The sequence below is a fragment of the Apilactobacillus zhangqiuensis genome (assembly GCF_019656215.1).
In the GTDB taxonomy this organism is placed as follows: domain Bacteria; phylum Bacillota; class Bacilli; order Lactobacillales; family Lactobacillaceae; genus Apilactobacillus; species Apilactobacillus zhangqiuensis.
The window spans coordinates 126,835-147,928 of sequence record NZ_BPLK01000003.1; the positions used below are offsets into that span (position 1 = coordinate 126,835).

Annotated in this window: 20 protein-coding genes; 1 reads left to right on the forward strand and 19 read right to left on the reverse strand. The window is 35.5% G+C overall.

All coding sequences use genetic code 11. From position 1 onward, the window contains the following. Positions 1 to 18: 18 nt before the first annotated feature. The 6 genes from rnc to K5Q07_RS03320 form a co-directional block, all read right to left on the reverse strand. Positions 19 to 711 (reverse strand): ribonuclease III, encoded by a 693-nt coding sequence (rnc, locus tag K5Q07_RS03295; protein ID WP_054606559.1) that lies wholly within the window; start codon positions 709 to 711, stop codon positions 19 to 21. Positions 712 to 773: 62 nt separating this feature from the next. Beyond that, positions 774 to 1,022, reverse strand: coding sequence for an acyl carrier protein (acpP, locus tag K5Q07_RS03300; protein WP_034531085.1), 249 nt, complete (start codon positions 1,020 to 1,022; stop codon positions 774 to 776). A 49-nt stretch (positions 1,023 to 1,071) separates the two neighbouring features. Continuing rightward, entirely contained in the window at positions 1,072 to 2,112 is a 1,041-nt protein-coding gene (gene plsX / locus K5Q07_RS03305) for a phosphate acyltransferase PlsX (protein WP_220729594.1), read from the reverse strand. Between the two features lie 13 nt (positions 2,113 to 2,125). Beyond that, positions 2,126 to 4,159 carry an ATP-dependent DNA helicase RecG gene (gene recG, locus K5Q07_RS03310; protein WP_373310029.1) on the reverse strand — a complete coding sequence of 678 codons (2,034 nt, stop codon included), beginning with the start codon at positions 4,157 to 4,159 and terminating at the stop codon, positions 2,126 to 2,128. 51 nt (positions 4,160 to 4,210) lie between these two features. Further along, a complete protein-coding gene (gene fakA, locus K5Q07_RS03315; protein ID WP_373310030.1) occupies positions 4,211 to 5,887 on the reverse strand; it encodes a DAK2 domain-containing protein in 1,677 nt (558 codons plus the stop codon). Positions 5,888 to 5,903: 16 nt separating this feature from the next. Next, positions 5,904 to 6,263 carry an Asp23/Gls24 family envelope stress response protein gene (locus K5Q07_RS03320; protein WP_220729598.1) on the reverse strand — a complete coding sequence of 120 codons (360 nt, stop codon included), beginning with the start codon at positions 6,261 to 6,263 and terminating at the stop codon, positions 5,904 to 5,906. 227 nt (positions 6,264 to 6,490) lie between these two features. On the opposite strand from K5Q07_RS03320, the gene rpmB reads away from it, so the two are divergent. Continuing rightward, a complete protein-coding gene (gene rpmB, locus K5Q07_RS03325; protein ID WP_034531080.1) occupies positions 6,491 to 6,676 on the forward strand; it encodes a 50S ribosomal protein L28 in 186 nt (61 codons plus the stop codon). A gap of 93 nt (positions 6,677 to 6,769) precedes the next feature. Here rpmB and K5Q07_RS03330 read toward each other — a convergent pair whose 3' ends face one another. The 13 genes from K5Q07_RS03330 to K5Q07_RS03390 form a co-directional block, all read right to left on the reverse strand. Next, the gene (locus tag K5Q07_RS03330) at positions 6,770 to 7,417 is read right to left on the reverse strand and encodes a thiamine diphosphokinase (RefSeq protein WP_220729600.1); all 648 of its coding nucleotides are present in this window, start codon (positions 7,415 to 7,417) and stop codon (positions 6,770 to 6,772) included. 2 nt (positions 7,418 to 7,419) lie between these two features. Beyond that, entirely contained in the window at positions 7,420 to 8,070 is a 651-nt protein-coding gene (gene rpe, locus K5Q07_RS03335; RefSeq protein ID WP_220729602.1) for a ribulose-phosphate 3-epimerase, read from the reverse strand. Positions 8,071 to 8,080: 10 nt separating this feature from the next. Next, positions 8,081 to 8,980, reverse strand: coding sequence for a ribosome small subunit-dependent GTPase A (gene rsgA, locus K5Q07_RS03340; RefSeq protein ID WP_220729604.1), 900 nt, complete (start codon positions 8,978 to 8,980; stop codon positions 8,081 to 8,083). 45 nt (positions 8,981 to 9,025) lie between these two features. Then, positions 9,026 to 10,921 carry a Stk1 family PASTA domain-containing Ser/Thr kinase gene (gene pknB, locus K5Q07_RS03345; protein WP_220729606.1) on the reverse strand — a complete coding sequence of 632 codons (1,896 nt, stop codon included), beginning with the start codon at positions 10,919 to 10,921 and terminating at the stop codon, positions 9,026 to 9,028. A 12-nt stretch (positions 10,922 to 10,933) separates the two neighbouring features. Beyond that, the gene (locus K5Q07_RS03350) at positions 10,934 to 11,665 is read right to left on the reverse strand and encodes a Stp1/IreP family PP2C-type Ser/Thr phosphatase (protein ID WP_220729608.1); all 732 of its coding nucleotides are present in this window, start codon (positions 11,663 to 11,665) and stop codon (positions 10,934 to 10,936) included. A gap of 2 nt (positions 11,666 to 11,667) precedes the next feature. Continuing rightward, the gene (gene rsmB / locus K5Q07_RS03355; RefSeq protein WP_220729610.1) at positions 11,668 to 13,005 is read right to left on the reverse strand and encodes a 16S rRNA (cytosine(967)-C(5))-methyltransferase RsmB; all 1,338 of its coding nucleotides are present in this window, start codon (positions 13,003 to 13,005) and stop codon (positions 11,668 to 11,670) included. After that, positions 12,995 to 13,951, reverse strand: a complete 957-nt coding sequence (gene fmt, locus K5Q07_RS03360; protein ID WP_220729612.1) for a methionyl-tRNA formyltransferase — start codon at positions 13,949 to 13,951, stop codon at positions 12,995 to 12,997. Before fmt ends, rsmB begins: the two co-directional genes overlap by 11 nt. 13 nt (positions 13,952 to 13,964) lie before the next feature. Continuing rightward, positions 13,965 to 16,379, reverse strand: a complete 2,415-nt coding sequence (priA, locus tag K5Q07_RS03365) for a primosomal protein N' (RefSeq protein ID WP_220729613.1) — start codon at positions 16,377 to 16,379, stop codon at positions 13,965 to 13,967. Between the two features lie 18 nt (positions 16,380 to 16,397). Beyond that, positions 16,398 to 17,588 carry a bifunctional phosphopantothenoylcysteine decarboxylase/phosphopantothenate--cysteine ligase CoaBC gene (gene coaBC / locus K5Q07_RS03370; RefSeq protein ID WP_220729615.1) on the reverse strand — a complete coding sequence of 397 codons (1,191 nt, stop codon included), beginning with the start codon at positions 17,586 to 17,588 and terminating at the stop codon, positions 16,398 to 16,400. A gap of 94 nt (positions 17,589 to 17,682) precedes the next feature. Then, positions 17,683 to 17,886 carry a DNA-directed RNA polymerase subunit omega gene (gene rpoZ / locus K5Q07_RS03375; RefSeq protein ID WP_041152297.1) on the reverse strand — a complete coding sequence of 68 codons (204 nt, stop codon included), beginning with the start codon at positions 17,884 to 17,886 and terminating at the stop codon, positions 17,683 to 17,685. Beyond that, positions 17,886 to 18,503: a guanylate kinase gene (gene gmk, locus K5Q07_RS03380; protein ID WP_034531069.1), complete on the reverse strand. Its 618-nt coding sequence runs from the start codon at positions 18,501 to 18,503 to the stop codon at positions 17,886 to 17,888. The genes rpoZ and gmk overlap by 1 nt, the downstream gene beginning before the upstream one ends. A 63-nt stretch (positions 18,504 to 18,566) precedes the next feature. Beyond that, entirely contained in the window at positions 18,567 to 20,258 is a 1,692-nt protein-coding gene (gene recN, locus K5Q07_RS03385; protein WP_054606572.1) for a DNA repair protein RecN, read from the reverse strand. Between the two features lie 18 nt (positions 20,259 to 20,276). After that, complete coding sequence (locus tag K5Q07_RS03390; RefSeq protein WP_220729616.1) at positions 20,277 to 21,083, reverse strand: TlyA family RNA methyltransferase; 807 nt, start codon at positions 21,081 to 21,083, stop codon at positions 20,277 to 20,279. Positions 21,084 to 21,094: the final 11 nt, after the last annotated feature.

Below are 21,094 nucleotides of genomic sequence, written 5' to 3' on the forward strand. Positions count from 1 at the left end.
GATTTCCCCATCCTGTTTTTATTCTGTAAGGTTTTTAATTGCCTTCTTAGCAGCACCTTGTTCTGCATTCTTCTTAGAGTGGCCTAAGCCAACACCTTTTTCGATACCGTCGATGGTAACAGATACCTTAAAGCGACGGTCATTTTCTGGACCATTTTCGTCTAACAAGTGATATTCAATATCAACTGGCCCATTTGATTGTGCCAATTCTTGTAATTCAGTTTTGTGATCAAAGAATTCGTCGAACCATCCCTCGTCTAATTTAGGGAAAATTACTTGATGACAAAACTTAACTACAGGTTCCATTCCTTGGTCTAGGTATACAGCCCCGATAAATGATTCAAAAATATCACATAATAGAGAATCACGGGTTCTGGCTTGCGCCTTTTCTTCACCTTTACCTAAACGAATATATTTATCAAATTCACATTCTCTAGCGAAACTACTAAAGCTGTGTTCATTTACCATTGCGGCTCTAAGTCTAGTTAGACGGCCTTGTGGTAAATTAGGATAACGCTTGTAAATGTATTCAGATACTACTAGTTCGTATACAGCATCACCTAAAAATTCAATTCGTTCGTAAAATTTTAAATTCTTACCTGGATGTTCATTAACGTATGAAGCTTGAGTAAATGCTTCATCTAACAATGATTCATCCTTGAACTTAATGTTAAATCGTTTTTCTAATAAATCATCAAATTCTTTTTCCAAGTTTTTCCCTCCAGTGAATAATACAACAAAAGACGATTACTATTGAGTAATCGCCTTTTTAATTATTTGTTATCAGCGTTAGACATAACATAGTCCACAGCTTCATCAATAGTCTTAATGTTTTCTGCATCTTCATCTGAGATATCAGTACCAAAAGTACTTTCTAGAGATAATACAAACTCAACAAAATCAATTGAATCAGCGTCTAAATCGTTTTGAAAGTTTAAATCACCTTTAATGGTATCTCTATCAATACTGAATTGATCAGCAACCATATCAGCAATTTTATTAAATACTTCTTCTTTTGTCATAATCTATCTCCTTAAAATCGTAATTGATAATTCTAATTATAACAGATTTTTAGTTATTTTTGGCGTTTTGTTTGATTTGTTGCATATCTTCGGCATGCTTATCAAAGTATTCGACAACGTCGTCGATAGTCTTGTTATCAATCATTGTCTTGATTTGGAAAATAGTGTTCTTGATTGTTACAGCTTCACTACTACCATGAGCTTTAACAACAGGAGCCTTAGCACCCATTAATACGGCACCACCGTATTGTGAGTAGTCCATTTCCTTAGCAATCTTCTTAAACGTTGGCTTAAGCATTAAAGCACCAACTTTTGACTTAGCACCACCGGACATGATTTCACCCTTAATTAATGTAAGTAATGAAAGAGCAGTTCCTTCGATTGCCTTCAATGCAGCGTTACCAGTGAAGCCATCAGTAACAACAACATCAGCAGCACCATTCAATAGTTCACGTGATTCAACGTTTCCAATGAAGTTTAGGTTTTCATCCTTAGATAGCATTTCATTAGCTGCCTTATGTAATGAGTCACCTTTATCTGCTTCAGTACCGTTGTTTAATAGACCGATGCGTGGGTTTTCAATATGTCTAACAGTTTCAGCATAGTACTTACCCATGAATGCGTATTGGTATAGGTTGAATAGTTTTGATTCAGCATTAGCACCAACATCTAGCATAACAAAGTTATCATGTTCTTCATCATTTACGATTGGTAGTGTAGTTGCTAAACCAGGACGATCAATTCCCTTAATCCTTCCAATAATGAATAGACCAGCGGCTAAAATAGCACCAGTGTTACCAGCTGAGAAGAAAGCATCTGCTTCTTTGTCTTTAACAGCTTGAGCAGCCATGTCTAGACTTGAGTTTTTCTTCTTCATAACAGCTTTAACAGGTTCTTCACCCATTTCAATAATTTCGTCAGATTGAATTAGTTCAATTCTTTCTTCATTTTTAATTAATGGTTTAACTTTATCGATTTGACCAAATAACTTGAATTCAATATCAGGATATTGGTCTCTTGCCATTTCTACCCCTTTAACAACTTCTAATGGGGCGTTGTCTCCACCCATGGCATCAATTGCGATTTTCATTTATAAAACTCCTTTAATCAAACATTTTCTTATTATTTTTTTGGTGAACGTAACTATATAATTTACTATACATTGGATTGTTTTGCCAATCATTTGTACTTACAATCTGAATTGCCTCTTGCTGAGCAACGCTTAGCATTGTTAAATCTGCAACCGGATCTCCAACCTTGAAATCTGGAAGACCAGACTGTGCTTTCCCCATGATATCACCAGGTCCCCTTAGTTCCAGGTCCTTTTGAGAAATAACAAAGCCATCATTACTTTCAACCATGACATTCATTCGTTTAACACCCGTCTCAGTTTTGGGATCAGATACTAGTAAACAGTATGACTGACTACTACCTCTTCCAACTCGACCTCGTAATTGATGTAACTGAGCTAAACCAAAATGATCAGCATTAAATACTATCATCATTGTGGCATTGCTAACGTCCACACCTACTTCAATAACTGTCGTAGAGACCAAAATTTGAAACTCATTGTTTTTAAATTCTGTCATCACCAAATTTTTATCTTCGTCTTTCATTCTACCATGAAGTAGACCAACTTTGAATTCGGGTTCAAACATATTCTTAAAATTATCGTAGATGTTAATAGCATTCTTCATGTCGACAGCTTCAGATTCTTCCACCAATGGTGTAACAACATAGATTTGTTCTCCGGCCTGCAATCTTTCCTTAATAAATCCAACAGAATTCTTGAATTGGCCTTCCTTAATCCATGCTGTTTTAACCGGTTGGCGACCATTTGGCAATTCATCAATAACTGAAACATCCATTTCACCGTATGATGTAATGGCCAGTGTTCTAGGGATTGGGGTTGCCGTCATTGCTAATACATTGGTCCCTTCATTTTTCTGCCTTAATTTAGCACGTTGATTAACACCAAAACGGTGTTGTTCATCAATGATGGCTAGACCTAAATTTTTGTATTCGACACTATCCTGAATTAAAGCGTGGGTTCCAATAACCAAATTGATTTCGCCAGACTTAATTCTGGGTAAAAGTTCATTTCGTGCTGCTGGTTTTGTATCACCAGTAAGCAGTGCAACATTAACCTTTGTATCTTTAAAGAGTGTCGCTAATTTATTGGCATGTTGTTCAGCCAAGATTTCGGTAGGTGCCATTAAAGCAGCTTGATACCCACCATCAATACATGCCAAGATTGCTAACGCTGCCACAATCGTTTTTCCAGAACCTACATCCCCTTGAAGGAGGCGATTCATCTGTCTAGTCGATGATAAGTCATTTTGAATTTCATTTACCACACGCTGCTGGGCATTTGTTAATGAGAAAGGAAGATGATCAATAAAATCGTCCATATCGGTTTGATTAAACTTAATTGCCAAGCCAGCATCCTTTTGTTCCTCACTCTTCAATGCTTGCAGACGCATTTGAAATAAGAAAAATTCGTTAAACTTAGCGGTTCTTCGAGCTAAATACGCATCTTTGGTATCTTTAGGAAAATGCATATCCTGGATTACTTGTTTTTGTGACTCTAACTTATACTTTTCAATAATATCTTCTGGAATCACATCATCGATAACATCCTTATACTCGTTAAAGGCCAACTTTACCAAATCACTAATTGTCTTTTGGCGAATGTGCTTATTGGCGGGATAAATCGGGTTCATTTCATTGCCATCGATGGAAGATAAAATCTTAATTCCAGACAATGATGCTTTAGCCTTATCAAACCGACCATATATAAGAACTTCCTTTCCAACCGGAAGTTGTTTCTTTAACCATGGTTGATTAAAAAACGTTACTTTGACGACATCATTATCAACTAATAGCCTTATGTTCAATAGATTTCTTTTCCTGCCAAAGTGAGCAACTACTGGATCAGCTGCAATCTTACCTTTGATTGTTACCTTTTCTTGGTCCACGGTTTGAGACAGGTCTTTGACTTGAAAATCATCATATCTAAATGGGTAATATGTTAATAAATCGTATATAGTATCGATACCCAATTCATCCAAAGCTTCGACCTTTTTAGGACCAACACCCTTTAAAATGGAAACACTATCGTTTAAATTTTTCAACATATCACCTCATTTTACTTATGTAATAAAAAAATCGGAGAAACCTCCGACATTTTATTCAACAGAAATTAAGTATGGATAGACTGGTTGTCCTCCAGGATGAACTTCGACTTCTAAGTCGTCATCAATTGATTCAACTTGTTCAGCTAGTTCATCAGCTTGATCTTGTGTAATGCCTTCACCATAAATAATAGTTACGACTTCACTATCCTCATCAAGCATTTGCTTAATCATATCAACGGTAGTTTCATTTAAGTCATCTTTAACAACCTTAATCTTACCATCGATAATTCCCATGTAGTCATCTTTGTTGATTTTAACACCATCGATTTCAGTGTCTCTTACAGCATTAGTAACATCTCCACTAACAACTGTATCTAACATATCTTCCATTTCAGATACGTTATCATCTAGACTAGCATCGGGATTGAAAGAAAGCATTGTAGTCAAACCTTGTTGAATTGTCTTGGCATGAACAATTTCAACAGGAATTTCAGCAACATCAGCAGCTTGTTGAGCAGCCATGAAGATATTACCGTTATTGGGAAGAATAATTGCTTTCTTAGCGTTGCTATTGTTAATAGCATCTAGAATGTCTTGAGTACTTGGGTTCATTGTTTGACCACCCTTGATAACATCGGTAACACCTAGACTTGTAAATAATTCACCAATTCCATCACCAGAGGCAACTGCAATGATTGCAGTTTCTTTCGGTTCTGACTTAGTTTCTTTCTTAGATTCATCGTCTTTTTCAATAATTGTTTCTTGTTGTAGACGCATATTATCAATCTTAACGTTGGCTAAATCACCAAATTTTTGTCCCCATGAAATAACTTCACCGGGTTGTTCAGTATGAACATGGACCTTAACAATTTCATCATCATTAACAACTAATAATGAATCACCTAAACCAGCTAAGTGCTTATAGAATTTATCGTAGTCAAAGTTGTATTCAACTTCCTTACCACGACCAATTCTAACCATGATTTGTGTACAGTAACCAAACTTGATATCATCTGGGTTCAACTTACCTTGCGCACTTTCATGGCTTTGTTCATGACTAGCATCAATCATTTGATCCATTTCACCAGTATTTGGTTGATGACTTGCTTCAATTTCACGGCCATTTAAAACATCACTAAATGCCTTAATTACGAACACTAAGCCTTGTCCACCTGAATCAACTACACCAACTTGTTTTAATACTGGTAACAAATCAGGTGTTGATTGAAGAGCCTGTTCAGCAGCATCTGCTAAAATATCAAATAATTCAGCTAAGTCGTTAGTGGTTTCACTTTGACCCGCTTCAGAAATCCCTCTAATAACTGTTAGAATTGTTCCTTCGGTTGGCTTCATTACTGAACCATATGCTGTTTTTTCACTATTTTTAAAGGCTTCTACGATGTCTTGTGCAGAAAGACTATCCTTTTCAGCAACGGACTTTGAAAATCCTCTAAAAATCTGTGACAAGATAACTCCAGAGTTACCTCTTGCACCCATCAATAGTCCTTTTGCTAAAGATTGGGATAATTCTCCAACAGATTCGCTAGTATCACGACTAACGTAATCTGCCCCACTTTGGAAAGACATACTCATATTTGTCCCAGTATCACCATCTGGAACTGGGAAAACATTAAGTGAGTTTATAAATTCTGCATTATTATTAAGGGTAGTAGCAGCGGCTTGCACCATTTGATCAAATTTTGATCTATCTATATTTGAAATAGACACAAAAATGAACCTCCTTTTAGTCTAGAACTCTTACACCTTGAACGACGACATTGACAGAACTAGCACTAATGCCAAGCATAGATTCTAAATTATACTTAACCTTGCTTTGAACATTTTTACATACTTCTGAAATTTTAGTACCGTAGCTAACAATGATATTTACTTCAATTGAAACATCATTATCTTGTTGTGTTACCACAACTCCACGGGAATAGTTATCTTTTTTCAAAATATCGTTTATATTGTCTCGAATTTGATTTTTACTTGCCATACCAACAACCCCATAGTTATCAGTAGCAGCTCCACCAACTACGGTGGCAATCACATTGTTATCAATATCAATTAATCCATAATCAGTTCTCATTTTTACGGCCATCACAATAGCCTCCTTAAAAGATAGATTTCTTAATATATTCGTAATATAATCTTACCACATGTTTAAAAAAAGCTAAAGTATTGATATAATGAATATCGAAGGCTGTCAAGTATATTCACTTGAAAGAAAAGCATTGCAAAACAGCCTTCGATATGCTAAATTATTAGAGTGAGATGTAATAAAAGCAACGCTTTTGACTAGAAATCAATTAAAGGAGGAATTTACCAATGGCTAAAGATTTTATTAATGGTAAAAGAACTCATTATGGTAACAAACGTTCCCATGCTTTGAATTCTTCACGTCGTAGCTGGAAGCCAAATCTACAAAAGGTTCGTATCCTTGTAGATGGAAAGCCTAAGAAAGTTTGGGTTAGTGCCCGTACTCTAAAATCAGGTAAAGTTACTCGTGCCTAACAATATTAAAGTCTGACTCTTAATGTCAGACTTTTTTTATACCCTTTAATAATCAATAACAAAAAAGAGAACTGATAATATCAGTTCTCTTTTTTATGCATCTTTACTTTGGATCACACATAATACCCCGTCATCAAAAGCAAAATGGCAATTATCACCATCAAACTGATTACTGGAATAAGCAAACGGTCTTTCTACATAGTGATTATCCAACGTATAAACCGCGTCATAAATTGATAAATGCATCGCATTCATTGGAATAAATGCAAGGTAGTGCATCATATCAATCTTTTTGATTTCGTGATTTCCTGGAGTAAAGTATTGAATTATATTTTGTTTATCGATAATTCTAATTTTATCGACAATATCCCGGAACTTAGGTTCCGTCGCCAACAAATAGTTAGAAATAAAATGATCAATTCTACCACCGGTTGCTCCAAATATATTAATGACATCAGCTTTTAACTCATCTGATGCAATCTTTAGTGCTAGCTGGGTATCAGTATAGTCTTTATCAGGATTATAAGTTCGAATGTCAGAAACATTATTTGAAATAATTTCAAATTCTGATTGATCCATTGAATCAAAATCACCAATTGAAATTAGTGGTTTGATTCCCATTTGAACTAACCACACATTTCCTCGATCGACCCCAATCCAATCGCCATCGATTTCGCCTTGCCTTAAACTATCAGGCCATAAATCAGTTGGCCCACCGACTAATAAATTGATCGTTTTCATAATTATTTAGTAGCGTCCTTAATTGCTTGAATTCTTTCAGCAGGATTTTCAGCACCGAATACGTATGAACCAGCAACTGCAACAGTTGCACCAGCTTTGGCAGCTGCCTTAACAGTTTCGTTGTTAACTCCACCATCAATTTCGATGTCAAAGTCGTATCCTTCAGCCTTCTTGATGTCATCTAATTGCTTAATCTTCTTAACAGTTTCGTCTAGGAACTTTTGACCACCGAAACCAGGGTTAACAGTCATTACTAATACTTGGTCAACCATGTATAGTACTGGTTTGATTGCTTCAACGGGAGTACCTGGGTTGATTACTACTTCAGCCTTAACACCCTTGTTCTTGATCATTTGTAATGCACGGTGAATGTGTGGAGTTGCTTCAACGTGTACACCAATAATATCGGCACCCTTATCAGCAAATTCATCAACAAATCTTTCAGGGTTAACAACCATTAGGTGAACATCTAATACTAAGTTAGAAATCTTTCTAATTTGTGGAACCCAGTTAGGACCGTATGAAATTGCTGGAACAAATGAACCATCCATTACATCAATATGTAATAGTTCTGCGTCCTTTTCAACTTTTTCAATATCTTTTTGTAAATTTAAGTAATCTGCACTTAAAATTGATGGTGCTACCTTAATCATTATTTATTCCTCATTTCTTTTTATTATAAATTGGTTTTTTATTTTTCAATAAATCATATAGCTGAACATAATCATGATAACGTTCATGGGATAGTTCATCCTCATCTAGCATTGCCTTAATTGCACAACCAGGTTCATTGATGTGAACGCATCCCCTAAACTTACATCTATCAGCATTTGCTCTGAATTCAGGGAAATAATCTCTCAATTCTTCAGGTCTAATATCAAAGGCTTCATATGATGAGAAACCAGGTGTATCAGCTACTAATCCATTATTAATTTGAATAAAGCTAACTTTTCTGGTTGTATGTTTCCCACGGTTTAACGCCATAGAAATTTCACCAGTTGCTAAATTTAAATTTGGGGAGATTTGGTTCAATAACGTTGATTTTCCTGCCCCTGTTTGTCCCATAAAGACTGTTTCCTTATTTTCAAACAATGATTTAATTTCGTTAACTGATTCAGATTTATCATCACTATTGCTAGGAAGGATAACCTTGTATCCTGCTTGTTCATATACCTTCTTTACACCCTTAAAATACTCGAACTGTTTATCGTCCAATAAATCAGTCTTGGTAAAGTAGATAATCGGTGTGATTTTATTAATTTCAACCGCAACCAATTGACGGTCCAACAAGTTATATGAAAAATCTGGCTGAACAGCAGAAGTAACAACTACAGCTTGATCAATATTTGCAATTGGAGGACGAACTAAAGAGTTTTTACGATCAAAAATCTTTAGTAAATAACCTTCTTTTTGTGAACTTGATTCAAACTCGACGTCATCACCAACTAAAGGAGTTATTTTTCTTTTTCTAAAGTTACCTCTAGCTCGTGTTCGGTATATCTTTCCGTCACTAATAATATCATAGAATCCACTAAGGGATTGGAAAATTTTCCCTTCAGCCAATGTATCACCTCGTTAATTTATTTACTATTTTTATTATACCTTTCATTACTTCATTATCAAATCACCATTTCGATAAATTCGATATTGTGGTTTTTGATTTTTCTTCAAACTGTATGGAATACTGATTGTAGTGTCCTTATTGATAAAGATAGTCCGGTAGAACTTTTCGTTACCACCGTCTTTGTTCGAATAAATGGTAATTTTATTTAATCCGCTATTATCAACCTTTTTATATGGAAGTCTAACGGAAACGTTGACACTTCTTCTTAAATCATGGTTATCAGAAGCACCCTTAGAAACCCAAAGTTCGACGTTATCACCATAACTTAGTAATAATCCAGTTGATGGACTTTGTTGGTAAACTTTTCCAGCAGATTGACTGTTAGAGTTTTCATAAAAAACTTTGACGTTCAAATGATTTTGTTTCAGATAACTTCGTGCTTGTTCTTCTGTCTTACCCACTAAATTTGCTACTTTAAAATTTTTGGTATTAACCGCCACTTCCAAAGTAATGGTCTTATTATGTGCTTCAACCAGCGTTCCTGGACGAATACTTTGACTAAGGACTGTATCTGACTTAAACGAAGTTTCATAACTATAAGTCTTTTTGACAATGAAGCCCATATTGGTTAATGAGTGTTCAGCTGAATCAACTGAATCACCAAGGTAATTATCCATCTTCACTTTCTTATAACCACCAGAAACCTTCAAAACAATTCCTGAGTGGTTAATCATCTTAGTTCCTTTAGCAGGATTTGTGCCGATGACTTTATTAACGGCAACGTCAGTGTTATATGTGTACTTAACCCGACTCACAATTAAATGCGATTTTTTCAACACCTTAGTGGCCTTGCTTATTGACATGTTAGAAACGTTGGGTACTGTCACACGAGTAAAAAATGTGAAGTTAAAGAATAAAAAGATTCCAGAAATAAAGGCAAACAAAATCACGATTAAAGTTAAAAGTTTAAAAATGCGGTACTTATCTTTGTATTCGCGTTCATCTTCGGATTTACGATCATGAAACTTATTTAAGTCCTTTAAATCTAAGACCTTAGTTTCACCATCATCAATTTCCTTCTTTGGAATCATGAAATGTAATTTGGCTTCGTCCATTCTTTCCTCACTCATTGAAGTGAGTAAATCTTCCTTCATGTCTAAAACCGACTTGTAACGATCGGATAATTGTTTAGCAGTTGCTTTAATAACCACGTTTTCAAGTGCTTGTGTCACTAGACTATTTTGCTCAATTATTGAAGGTAAGTTTTCATTTGTATGCTTCATTGCAATATTTACAGGTGAATCTCCGTCAAAAGGAACCTTACCAGTAAGTAATTCATAAAGGATAATTCCTAATGAATAAACATCTGATTGAGTGGTTACCTTCTTACCTAACGCCTGTTCAGGTGAAATGTAGTGGATTGAACCGACTACCGCATTGGTCTGTGTGAATGCATTTTGACTCTCAATTAACGCAATTCCAAAGTCGGTAACCTTAACGACACCCTTTTTATCAATTAACACGTTTTGTGGCTTTAAATCACGATGAATAATTCCGTGACTATGAGCCTCGTAGACCGCATCAATTAATTGCGTCATGATTGCAATCACCTTACCGATGCCAATTGGATAATTCTTTTGAATATAATTCTTTAAGTCCTGTCCATCGACGTATTCGGTTACTAAATATTGCAAATCACCAGATTGATTCAAATCATAAACTTGAACAATGTGCTTACTTTTTAGTTTATTAATAGCTAATTTTTCATATTTAAAATGACGTTTTGCCTTTTGACTACCTTGAAAATCAATTCTAATAATCTTAATTGTAACAAGACGGTTTTCCTTCATATCATATGAAAGATAAACGTTAACCATCCCACCTTCACCAATCTTATCGATGATTTTGTAGCGGTCATTTAAAACGTATCCTTTTTCCATAAACGATCACTCCTAACCTAAATCATCGATTAAAATCGCGGAGATATTGTCTTTCCCACCATTTTCGTTGGCAGCATCGATTAAATGATTAACCTTGTCCTGTCCGCTTAATCGCATGTTTAAAATTTTGGCGATTACCTCATCACTAACCATTTTAGTTAGGCCATCACTACATAATAATAATTGATCGCCTGCTCTAAACTGGATATTTGAGATGTTAACATCAGCATCTGAAGAAACGCCCAATCCCTTTACAATGACATTTTGTAAGTTGGAATCGACACTTTCTCCATCTTTTACTTCGCCTTTTTCAATTAAAAAGTTGATGTATGAATGATCAACGGTAAGTTGCTTAAGTTGACTACTTCTTAATAAATAGCAGCGACTATCTCCCAAATGGGTTAATAGGTATTGATTTCCAAAGAACAATGCGACAACCACAGTGGTTGCCATTTTACTTAAACTTTCATCTTTAATGCCCATTTCAACAATCTTATTATTTACATCGCCAATCGTCTTAGATAGCCATGCTTTAGTATCGGTAATTGAACTAATATGATGATTTTGAAAAGCTTGTCCAATAAAATCAACCGCTGTCGATGCAGCGATTTCACCACCATTGCTACCTCCAACCCCATCGGCTAGAATTGCAATTAGAGCACCCTGTTGATTTCTAAAATAGCCAACATAATCTTCATTACTAATTCTTTGTTTACCAATAACAGAATTAGCAGCAACTTCCATTTTTATTCACCACCATTTTTTATTAAATTACATACAAAGAATCCATCTGAATCATAATCATCTGGGTAAATTCGAATGTAACCATCATTTAGCGGAATACTCATTTGAGAAACTGGATCAACACGTTTAAAATCAGGATTTTGTTTTAAAAATTCAGCAATAACGTCAGAATTTTCTTGATTTAAGATAGTACAAGTACTGTAGACTAGCTTACCACCTTTTTTAAGTTTCTTGGCAGCAGAAGTTAAGATATCAAGTTGAATCGATGCTAATTTTTTCACATCTTCGATTCTCTTTTCGTATCTAATTTCTGGTTTTCTTCTAATCAATCCAATTCCTGAACATGGTGCATCAATTAAAATTTGGTTGAATGTTTCATCATCATATAAATCATCAAGTTTTCTTGCATCACATGCTTGCGTTGATAAAACATCACTAACACCAAGTCGTTTGGCATTCTTTTTCACTTGTTTCAAACGATTATTGTGCAAGTCTAGTGCGTAAACGTGTCCACCAGCATCTTTAGATAAATGTTCAGCAATTTGTGTAGTCTTTCCACCCGGTGCAGAACAAGCATCTAAGATAACGTCAGATTCCTTAATATCCATTGACTCGACCGGTAACATTGCACTTTCATCTTGAATTGTCATTTGGCCATTCTTGAAAGTATCACTGTAACTTGCTGATTTCTTGGTCAATATTAATCCAGATTCGACAAGTTTACTATTTTCAACTCCATATCCGTCAGCCTTTAGTTTATCCGATAATGATTGTTTACTAATTAGTTTGGAATTAAAACGAACTGATTGTTTAGATGGTTGGTTAATACTCTTTAGAATAGAAAGGGTCTTTTCTTCCCCCACCTGTCTGTTTAGTTCTTCAATCATCCATTCAGAAATACTGTATTGAATTGATAATTTCTTAATTGGATTTTTAATGTCAGAAAAATCAGGTAATCCTTTTCTTTCAATTTGATGAAGAACACCGGTTACTAATCTTCTGATTCCGTCATGTCCCATCTTTTTAGCAATTTTAATGGTTTCATTGAAAACAGCTCTGGTCGGAATTTTATCCAAATATTCCATTTGATAAATTGCTGAGTATAGCAATTCCTTTACCCAATCATCAACCTTGTTATCATTCTTTAAGAAATGATTTAATTGATATTCTAAAGTTAAACGATGTTGGATAACACCATAAACAATATTGGTAAGCAACGCGATATCACGACTGCTTAGGTCACTATTTTCGATGACTTGGTTTAGTTGTAGGTTGGAATATGCTCCATTTGAAATTTTACTAAGCGTCTTTACAGCCAGTAATCTAGGGTTACTTGACATCTTCTATCACCATATCTCCTTGTTTAATTGATTGGCCAGCTCCGTTTAGGAAGGCATTGATTGGTTGCTTTGGCTTACCTGATGGTTGGATTTCCAAAAGTTGTAGAACTGTTCCGTCTCCACAAGCTACTTTTAAAACTTTCTTTGTCTTTTCAATAACTTGACCTGGTTTTAATTCAGTTGTTTCATCTAAGGGCTTAGCGCTCCAAAACTTTGTACGTTTGCCTAACATCATAGCAAATGCATTAGGTGACGGACGTAGCGCTCTAATCTTGCGATCAACTAAAAATGCGGTCTTAGTAAAATCTAACTCTTCTTGTTCTCTAGTAATGTTTGGTGAAAATACTACTTTATCTTCATCTTGAGGAGTTGGATTAACATCCCCTGAAGCCACCTTTGGCAAGGTTTCTAGTAATAAGTCTCGTCCAATGATACTTAACTTATCAAATAATGATTGAGTATCATCGTCTGGTTGAATGTCTAACGCAGCTTGAGATAATACATCCCCAGCATCCATTTTCTTAACCATGTACATAATTGAAATTCCTGTTTGTTTATCACCATTAATCAATGAATATTGAACTGGCGCACCACCACGGTACTTTGGTAACAATGAACCATGAACATTAACTGCTGCAATCTTGGCAGCATTCAATAGTTTTTCTGGTAAGAATTGACCAAAAGCAGCAGTAATAATGAAATCTGGATTAATTTCGATAATCTTGTCCATTTCTTTGCTACCGCTAATCTTTTCCGGTTGAAGCACTGGAATAGATAATTCCAACGCAGCTTCTTTTACCGGTGATGGCTTTAATACTCTTTTTCTACCAAAAGGTCGATCTGGTTGAGTGACAACTGATTGTACATCGTAGTCATCACTATCGACTAAACCTTTTAATACGGGAACGGCAAATGATGGTGTTCCCATGAATACAACTTTTTTCATTCTATCTACATCCTTACATAAAGTTCAAAGGATCAGGGTCTATATTCACGTATAGTCCCTTTTGGGCATCCTTTTGATAATGATTTAATATATATTCCAAACATGGTTTCATATTTGGCTCATTTTTATACTTAATAATAATTTGATAATAATACTTATTCTTTAATTTCAAAATTGAGCTAGGCGAAGGTCCTAACATAATCGCCTGATCACTTAGCTTGGCCTTTAAAATTTTAGCAATTTCAAACATCTTTGCTGCCGCCTTGGCCTCATTAAAATCTGAAGCAGATATCTTAACCGTGAAATAATATGGCGGATAGTTGGTTTGATGTCTGACATTCATTTCTTTACGATAGAACAATTCATAATCCTGTCTTTGAGCTAGTCTAATCGCATAGTGATCAGGATTAAAGGTTTGAATATAAACCAATCCTTTTTTCTCAGCTCGACCAGCACGTCCACTAACTTGTGTTAATAGATTAAATGTCCGTTCACTGGAACGAAAATCTGGCAAATCAAGCGAGGTGTCGGCATTTAAGACTCCAACAAGCGTAACGTTTGGAAAGTCCAATCCCTTCGCAATCATTTGTGTTCCAAGTAAAATATCGGCCTCACCGTTACCAAACTTTTGTAAAATTCGTTCGTGAGCACCTTTTCTCCTTGTCGTGTCGACATCCATTCGTAGAATTCGCGCATTTGGTACTAGTGATTGAAGCTTTTCTTGTACCTTTTGCGTTCCAGTTCCATAATATCTAATCTTCTTACTACCACAATTCTTACACTTATTAGGAATTGGTTCTTCGTGTCCACAATAGTGACACTTCATCGTTCTTGAATCCATGTGTAATGTTAGTGATATATCACAGTTTGGGCAGTGTAAAACAAAGCCACAACTACGACACATCACGAAAGAGGAATATCCCCTACGGTTTAACATCAATACAATCTGTTCATGCTTTTGTAAACGATTGTTAATTGCTGATAGCAATTCTGATGAAAAGTCTTCCTGACCGCTGTTTTTAACCTCTTCCTTCATATCAATAACCCTGACTTCTGGTAATGCTTGGTTATTAATCCTATGTGGAAGTTTAATCAATTGATAAACGCCTTTGGTAGCTCTGGCTCTTGATTCCAATGAAGGAGTCGCACTACCTAAAACTAACGGACAGTTGTGAAAATTCGCCCGCCATTTTGCAACATCTCTAGTATGGTATCTAGGTGAATCATCTTGCTTATAACTTGCTTCGTGTTCCTCATCCATGATAATGATACCGATATTATCCAGTGGTGCAAAAATGGCAGAACGTGCGCCGACGACCACGTCAGCTTCACCGTTATTAACACGGCGCCATTCATCATATTTTTCACCACTTGATAAGCCACTATGTAACATTGCAACACGATTGCCAAAGCGCCCTTTAACTCTTTTAACCATTTGAGGTGTTAATGAAATTTCAGGAACTAGCATTAAAGCAGTCTTCCCTAATTCAAGTACTTTTTGAATTGATTGAAGATATACTTCTGTCTTACCAGATCCAGTAACACCTTCAAGTAAAAAGACAGTGTCTTGATTTCTTTTAGTTGCTGCACTAATTCTATCAACAGCGCTTTGTTGGTCATCGTTTAATTTTAACGGCTTGTTAGTGTCAACTTTGCCTTGATATGGATTACGATATTCCTCTTGTAAGAATCTATTAAACCATCCCTTATCCACCGCACTTTTAATTGCAGCTTCTGGAATATCAAATTCATGCACTAGCTTACGTTGCGGAATTTCCTTATCGTTGTGATTGATAATAAAATCAAGAATTTTAATTAAGTTCTTGGAGTTCTTACGAATCTTGGTTAATTCTTCATCGGCTTGTTCAATCGTTAAATTAGCTTTAATCGCATATATCTTTTTAGCTTTGGCTCCGTCTGAAACCTTATATTCAACAGACAGCTTATTAGCCTTACGGTATTGAATAATCTTTTTCAAAACACTCGCTGGATATTCATCCACGTCAAAATCAACGACATTATCATTGCCAAATATGGCCAAAATATCGGCGTCGACTTCAGTAGAATCCTTTAAAACTAATTGCTTTTGATACTTAGCTCTCATGACACTTGGCAGCATCGTTAAAATACAGCTGATTTGGAAGGAATAGGTCTTTTCTGCCATCCATTTGGACATATCTAATAATTCGGCATTCAAAACTGGATCTAAATCCAATAGTCCTGAAATTTCCTTTAATTCACCATCAAAAGTTCCGTTTTTTTCGATATCCCAAACGATTCCCTGAATTTTACGTCCACCATTTCCAAACGGAACAACGACACGCATTCCTTTTTGCAATTTGCCATTTAATTCATCAGGCACTAAGTAAGTATATGGTTCGTTAGTTTGCATTGTTGGTACATCAACAATTATTTTTGCTAAATTCAATCTAACTCCCCCTTTATTTTAGTCGATTCGTTCGCTAATGATATCAATTAATTCACTAGCAATTTTATCCTTACTTTCTACATCACTTTTCTTAAATACACCTGTTTCATCAATAAATGAAACTTGATTATTGTCACTGTTAAATCCGATTGCCTTGTTGCTAACATCGTTAGCTAACAATAGGTTTAATTTCTTCTTGGCTAATTTTTGTTTAGCATTATCCAATAAGTTTTGCGTTTCAGCTGCGAAACCAACAACAAATTGATGATTCTTTATTTTTGATAGCTCTTTTAGAATATCCGGTGTCTTCACCAGATGAATGTCCAATTCGTCATCGTTTTTCTTAATTTTTTGTTCAGAATATTCAGCAGGAGTGTAATCAGAAACGGCTGCAGCCATTACTAAAACATCTGCATCATTAAATTGATCTTCTATTGCATTCTTCATTTCGCTAGATGAACTAACGTTTATAACTGACACGTTGCCATTGATATGTTGAGTTTCTGAAGATGAAATTAATGTCACTTCAGCACCTGCATTCATCGCCGCTTTCGCAATTGCATATCCCATCTTTCCAGAGGAGTTATTGCTAATGTATCTAACTGGATCAATGGCTTCTCTAGTTCCACCGGCAGTAACAATCATCTTTTTGCCAGATAGCTTATTACTTTGATGATCAATTAATTCAAGTCTTTCAATAATCTCTTCTGGTTCAATCATTCTGCCTTTTGCTTCGTACCCTTCGGCAAGGAATCCAGAAGTTGGATACATTATCTTATATCCGTCTGACTCGATTTGCTTAATGTTTCTTTGAGTTGCTGGATTGTCCCACATATTATTATTCATTGCTGGAACAAGTACCTTTTTAGATGGCGTTGCAAGCAGTGTCGTAGTAACTGCATTGTCACCAATCCCATTTACCAATTTAGCAATTGTGTTAGCGGTTGCTGGAGCAACAATTGAAATGTCAGCCCAAGTTGCAATATCTATATGGGTGATTTCATTAGCATCCTTTTCGTCAAAAGTATCTGTGAAAACAAAATTTTTGGTCAATGTTTGAAATGCCAATGGAGTAACAAACTGTTGCGCTCCACCGCTCATAACAACTCTTACTTCATTTCCATTTTTAATTAATAATCGCGCTAAGGTTAATGACTTATATGCTGCAATGCTACCGGTAACATATAGTGCTATTTTTTTATTATTCACTAATCAAACCTCCCATATCATAAGAACTTATTAACTATATTGTATCAAAAAATCAAAATAAAAACCCTTGCATTGCTGCAAAGGGTTAATTTATTTATTTGTTATCTCTAGTTAGTTCAACCTTGCCGGCAACGATTTCTTCGAAAGCCTTACCAACAGATTTTCTAGATTTGTATGAGTCTAATAATAATGGTGATCCAGCATCAATATCATGTGCTCTTTTACTTGCTAACATGATTAATGAGTATCTTGAATCAACTCTTTCAAGTAGTTTGTCAACAGATGGATATAATAGCATTAGTCTTCTTCTCCTAACATTGATAGATAATCCGGCATTACGCGGTTTACTTTAAGTCTTTCACTGTTAACGATAGTCTTAATTCTATCTACAGCATTTTCAACTTTGTCGTTTAACACAGCATAGTCATAGTTTCTCATCATCTTGATTTCTGAAACTGCTGTCTTGATACGCTTGTCGATGACGTCCATGTCATCAGTTCCACGACCAATTAAACGATTCTTTAGTACAACTAAATCAGGTGGGGTTAGAAATACAAATACTGCTTCTGGGCAATTAGCTCTAACCTGCATTGCACCATTAACTTCGATTTCTAAGAATACGTCATGACCTTCATCCAAAGTCTTATTAACATAGTTCAATGGAGTTCCATAGTAATTGTCAACGTACTTTGCATATTCTAGCATTTCACCATTTTTGATATGGTCTTCGAATTCTTCTTTACTAACAAAGAAATAGTCTTTACCGTTTACTTCACCTTCACGAGGACTTCTAGTAGTCATTGAAATTGAGTACTTGAAATCAACGTCTGGTTCGTTAAACAATGCTTTTCTAACAGTACCTTTACCAACACCAGAAGGTCCTGAAAGAACAATTAGCATTCCTCTTTTTGCCATTTTAAAACCCCTCAAAATTTTATAATACTACCATTATGGCCTATTTTACTGATTTTTTCAAATTTATTTTTTGGTTTCATCAGCTAACTTTAATAATTCATTAGCATGTTGAAGTGTTAAATCAGTAACCGTTGTTCCAGACAACATTCTGGCAAGTTCATCGACACGCTTTTGAACAGATAACTTGATGATACTTGTCTTGGTACGATTCTTATCAATCTTCTTTTCGATAAAGTAGTGATGATCAGACATTGCCGCAACCTGTGGTAAATGCGTGATACATAGTACCTGAGATTTTTGGGCAATTTTACTGATTTTTTCAGCAATTGCTTGAGCTACTCGACCAGAAACACCGGTATCGACTTCATCAAAGATGATTGAAGTAACACCTTGCATATTAGTAAATAGTGTTTTTAGTGCTAGCATGATTCTTGACAATTCACCACCAGAAGCAATCTTTGATAGTGGTAACATTGCTTCTCCGGGGTTAGTTCTCATGTAAAATTCAACACGCTCTGTGCCATATCGATGGAATTCACCGATTGGTAACTTTTCAAAATTAACCTTGAACTCAGTTTTAGCCATGTATAAATCAGATAATTGGTCGTGAACCGCTTCTTCTAATTTAGTTGCTACTGCATGACGTTCTGTGTTCAGCTTATCAGCTAATTCACTTAACTTATTGACGGTTGATTCGTATTGTTCATTCAAATCCTCACCAGTGGTCTGGTCGGCTTGCATGGTTGAAAGTTCCTTAACAACGTTATCATAGTGCTTTAAGATTTGTTCAATCGAATCTCCATACTTACGTTTTAAACCATAAATAACATTCAATCTTTCTTCGATTTCTTCTAATCGGCCTTGATCAAATTCCTGTAAATCCATTTGATCTGAAATATTATCAGAAGCATCTTGCAACAAGTAAAAGGCATTCTTAATGTTGTCAGAAATTTCTCTAAATTGTGGATCAACTTCTTCAATTGATTCCATTGAATTCTTGGCTTCACCAATAACATCTAATGGATTAAAGGTTTCATCCCCATTAATAGCACTAAAACTCATATTCAATGCATCAACAATTTTTTGATAATTAAGCAAATGGTCTCTTTGGCTGACTAATTCTTCTTCTTCACCAACCTCTAGATGAGCATTGCTAATTTCATTTTCTTGAAATTCCAACATATCAAGTCTTTGTGACCATTCTTTTTCATTACCGCGTTTTTCCTTGATTGAAGCTTTCAGTTGTTGGTAATGATCGAATGTTTCTTGGTATTTAGCTAATGTATCACCTATTTGTTTATGACCGAACTCATCAAGTAAGTGAACGTGTCTTTCGGGTTGCATTAGTTCTTGATGTTCATTTTGACCATGTATATCGACGATTGTTTCACCGATTCTCTTTAACATGGTCGTATTAACAAGCATCCCATTGACACGACAAATATTACGCCCATTTCTGTAGATTTCTCTTTGTAAAATGACGCTATTGTCACTATGATCAATTCCCATGTCATCTAACACTTTGTAAGTTAGTCCGTCTTCAGGAAATACAAATAAACCTTGAATTAGTAACTTATTACTACCTGTTCTAATAAAGTTTTGTGAACCTCTGCCACCGGCCAATAAACCGACGGCATCGATAATAATTGATTTACCTGCACCAGTTTCACCGGTTAAAACAGTCATCCCATTGGAGAAATCAATTTCCAAATGATCGATAATCGCAAAATCGTTAATTGATAGATTTTCAAGCAATCAAAAGACTCCCTTTCATTACTTTAGTTCGTCAGCTCGTTTGATTATGTCTTCAATCGAAATATCTGGATTAATTGAAGGATTGTCCACAGATTTTAAATCTACTAGGAATTCAATGTTTCCTTCGCCACCCTTAATTGGTGAAAAATCTAATCCTTCAACTGAGTATCCAGCGCTAACGGCAAATTTTATAATGTCTTCTAAAACTTCGGCATGAACAGCGTGGTCTCTAACGATACCATGTTTACCGATTTTATCTCTTCCGGCTTCAAATTGTGGCTTAATTAGTGCCGCAACGTGGCCATTTTTAACAAGAATATCTTTTAGTGGTGGCAAAATCAAGTGAAGTGAAATGAAAGAAACGTCAATTGAGGCAAACTCTGGTTGACCCTCTGTGAAATCATCTAATTTAGAGTATCTAAAGTTGGTATGTTCCATAACAACAACTCTTGGATCTTCACGTAATTTCCATACCAATTGATTACTACCAACATCTAAGGCATAACTTCTTTTGGCACCATTTTGCAACATAACGTCAGTAAATCCACCAGTGGATGAACCGATATCTAATACAGTCTTGTCTTTAACATCAAGATTAAATACCTTTAGCGCTTTTTCAAGCTTTAGGCCACCTCTACTAACGTATGGCATTGGCTTCCCTTTTAAATGCAACTTTGTGTCTTCAGGAATCTTAACACCTGGTTTATCCAAACGTTCTTCGTTTTTACCTAAAACTTCACCGGCCATTACAGCTCTCTTGGCTTTTTCTCTTGTATCAAAAATACCTTGTTGAACAAGTAGCACGTCTACTCTTTCCTTTTTCATGCGAACTACTC

Coding starts and splice junctions, on each gene's coding strand:
- acpP (WP_034531085.1), bottom strand. CDS start 1,022: ATGACAAAAGAAGAAGTATTTAATAAAATTGCTGATATGGTTGCTGAT.
- plsX (WP_220729594.1), bottom strand. CDS start 2,112: ATGAAAATCGCAATTGATGCCATGGGTGGAGACAACGCCCCATTAGAA.
- recG (WP_373310029.1), bottom strand. CDS start 4,159: ATGTTGAAAAATTTAAACGATAGTGTTTCCATTTTAAAGGGTGTTGGT.
- K5Q07_RS03320 (WP_220729598.1), bottom strand. CDS start 6,263: ATGGCCGTAAAAATGAGAACTGATTATGGATTAATTGATATTGATAAC.
- rpmB (WP_034531080.1), top strand. CDS start 6,491: ATGGCTAAAGATTTTATTAATGGTAAAAGAACTCATTATGGTAACAAA.
- K5Q07_RS03330 (WP_220729600.1), bottom strand. CDS start 7,417: ATGAAAACGATCAATTTATTAGTCGGTGGGCCAACTGATTTATGGCCT.
- rpe (WP_220729602.1), bottom strand. CDS start 8,070: ATGATTAAGGTAGCACCATCAATTTTAAGTGCAGATTACTTAAATTTA.
- pknB (WP_220729606.1), bottom strand. CDS start 10,921: ATGGAAAAAGGATACGTTTTAAATGACCGCTACAAAATCATCGATAAG.
- K5Q07_RS03350 (WP_220729608.1), bottom strand. CDS start 11,665: ATGGAAGTTGCTGCTAATTCTGTTATTGGTAAACAAAGAATTAGTAAT.
- rsmB (WP_220729610.1), bottom strand. CDS start 13,005: ATGTCAAGTAACCCTAGATTACTGGCTGTAAAGACGCTTAGTAAAATT.
- fmt (WP_220729612.1), bottom strand. CDS start 13,951: ATGAAAAAAGTTGTATTCATGGGAACACCATCATTTGCCGTTCCCGTA.
- rpoZ (WP_041152297.1), bottom strand. CDS start 17,886: ATGCTATTATATCCATCTGTTGACAAACTACTTGAAAGAGTTGATTCA.
- gmk (WP_034531069.1), bottom strand. CDS start 18,503: ATGGCAAAAAGAGGAATGCTAATTGTTCTTTCAGGACCTTCTGGTGTT.
- K5Q07_RS03390 (WP_220729616.1), bottom strand. CDS start 21,083: ATGAAAAAGGAAAGAGTAGACGTGCTACTTGTTCAACAAGGTATTTTT.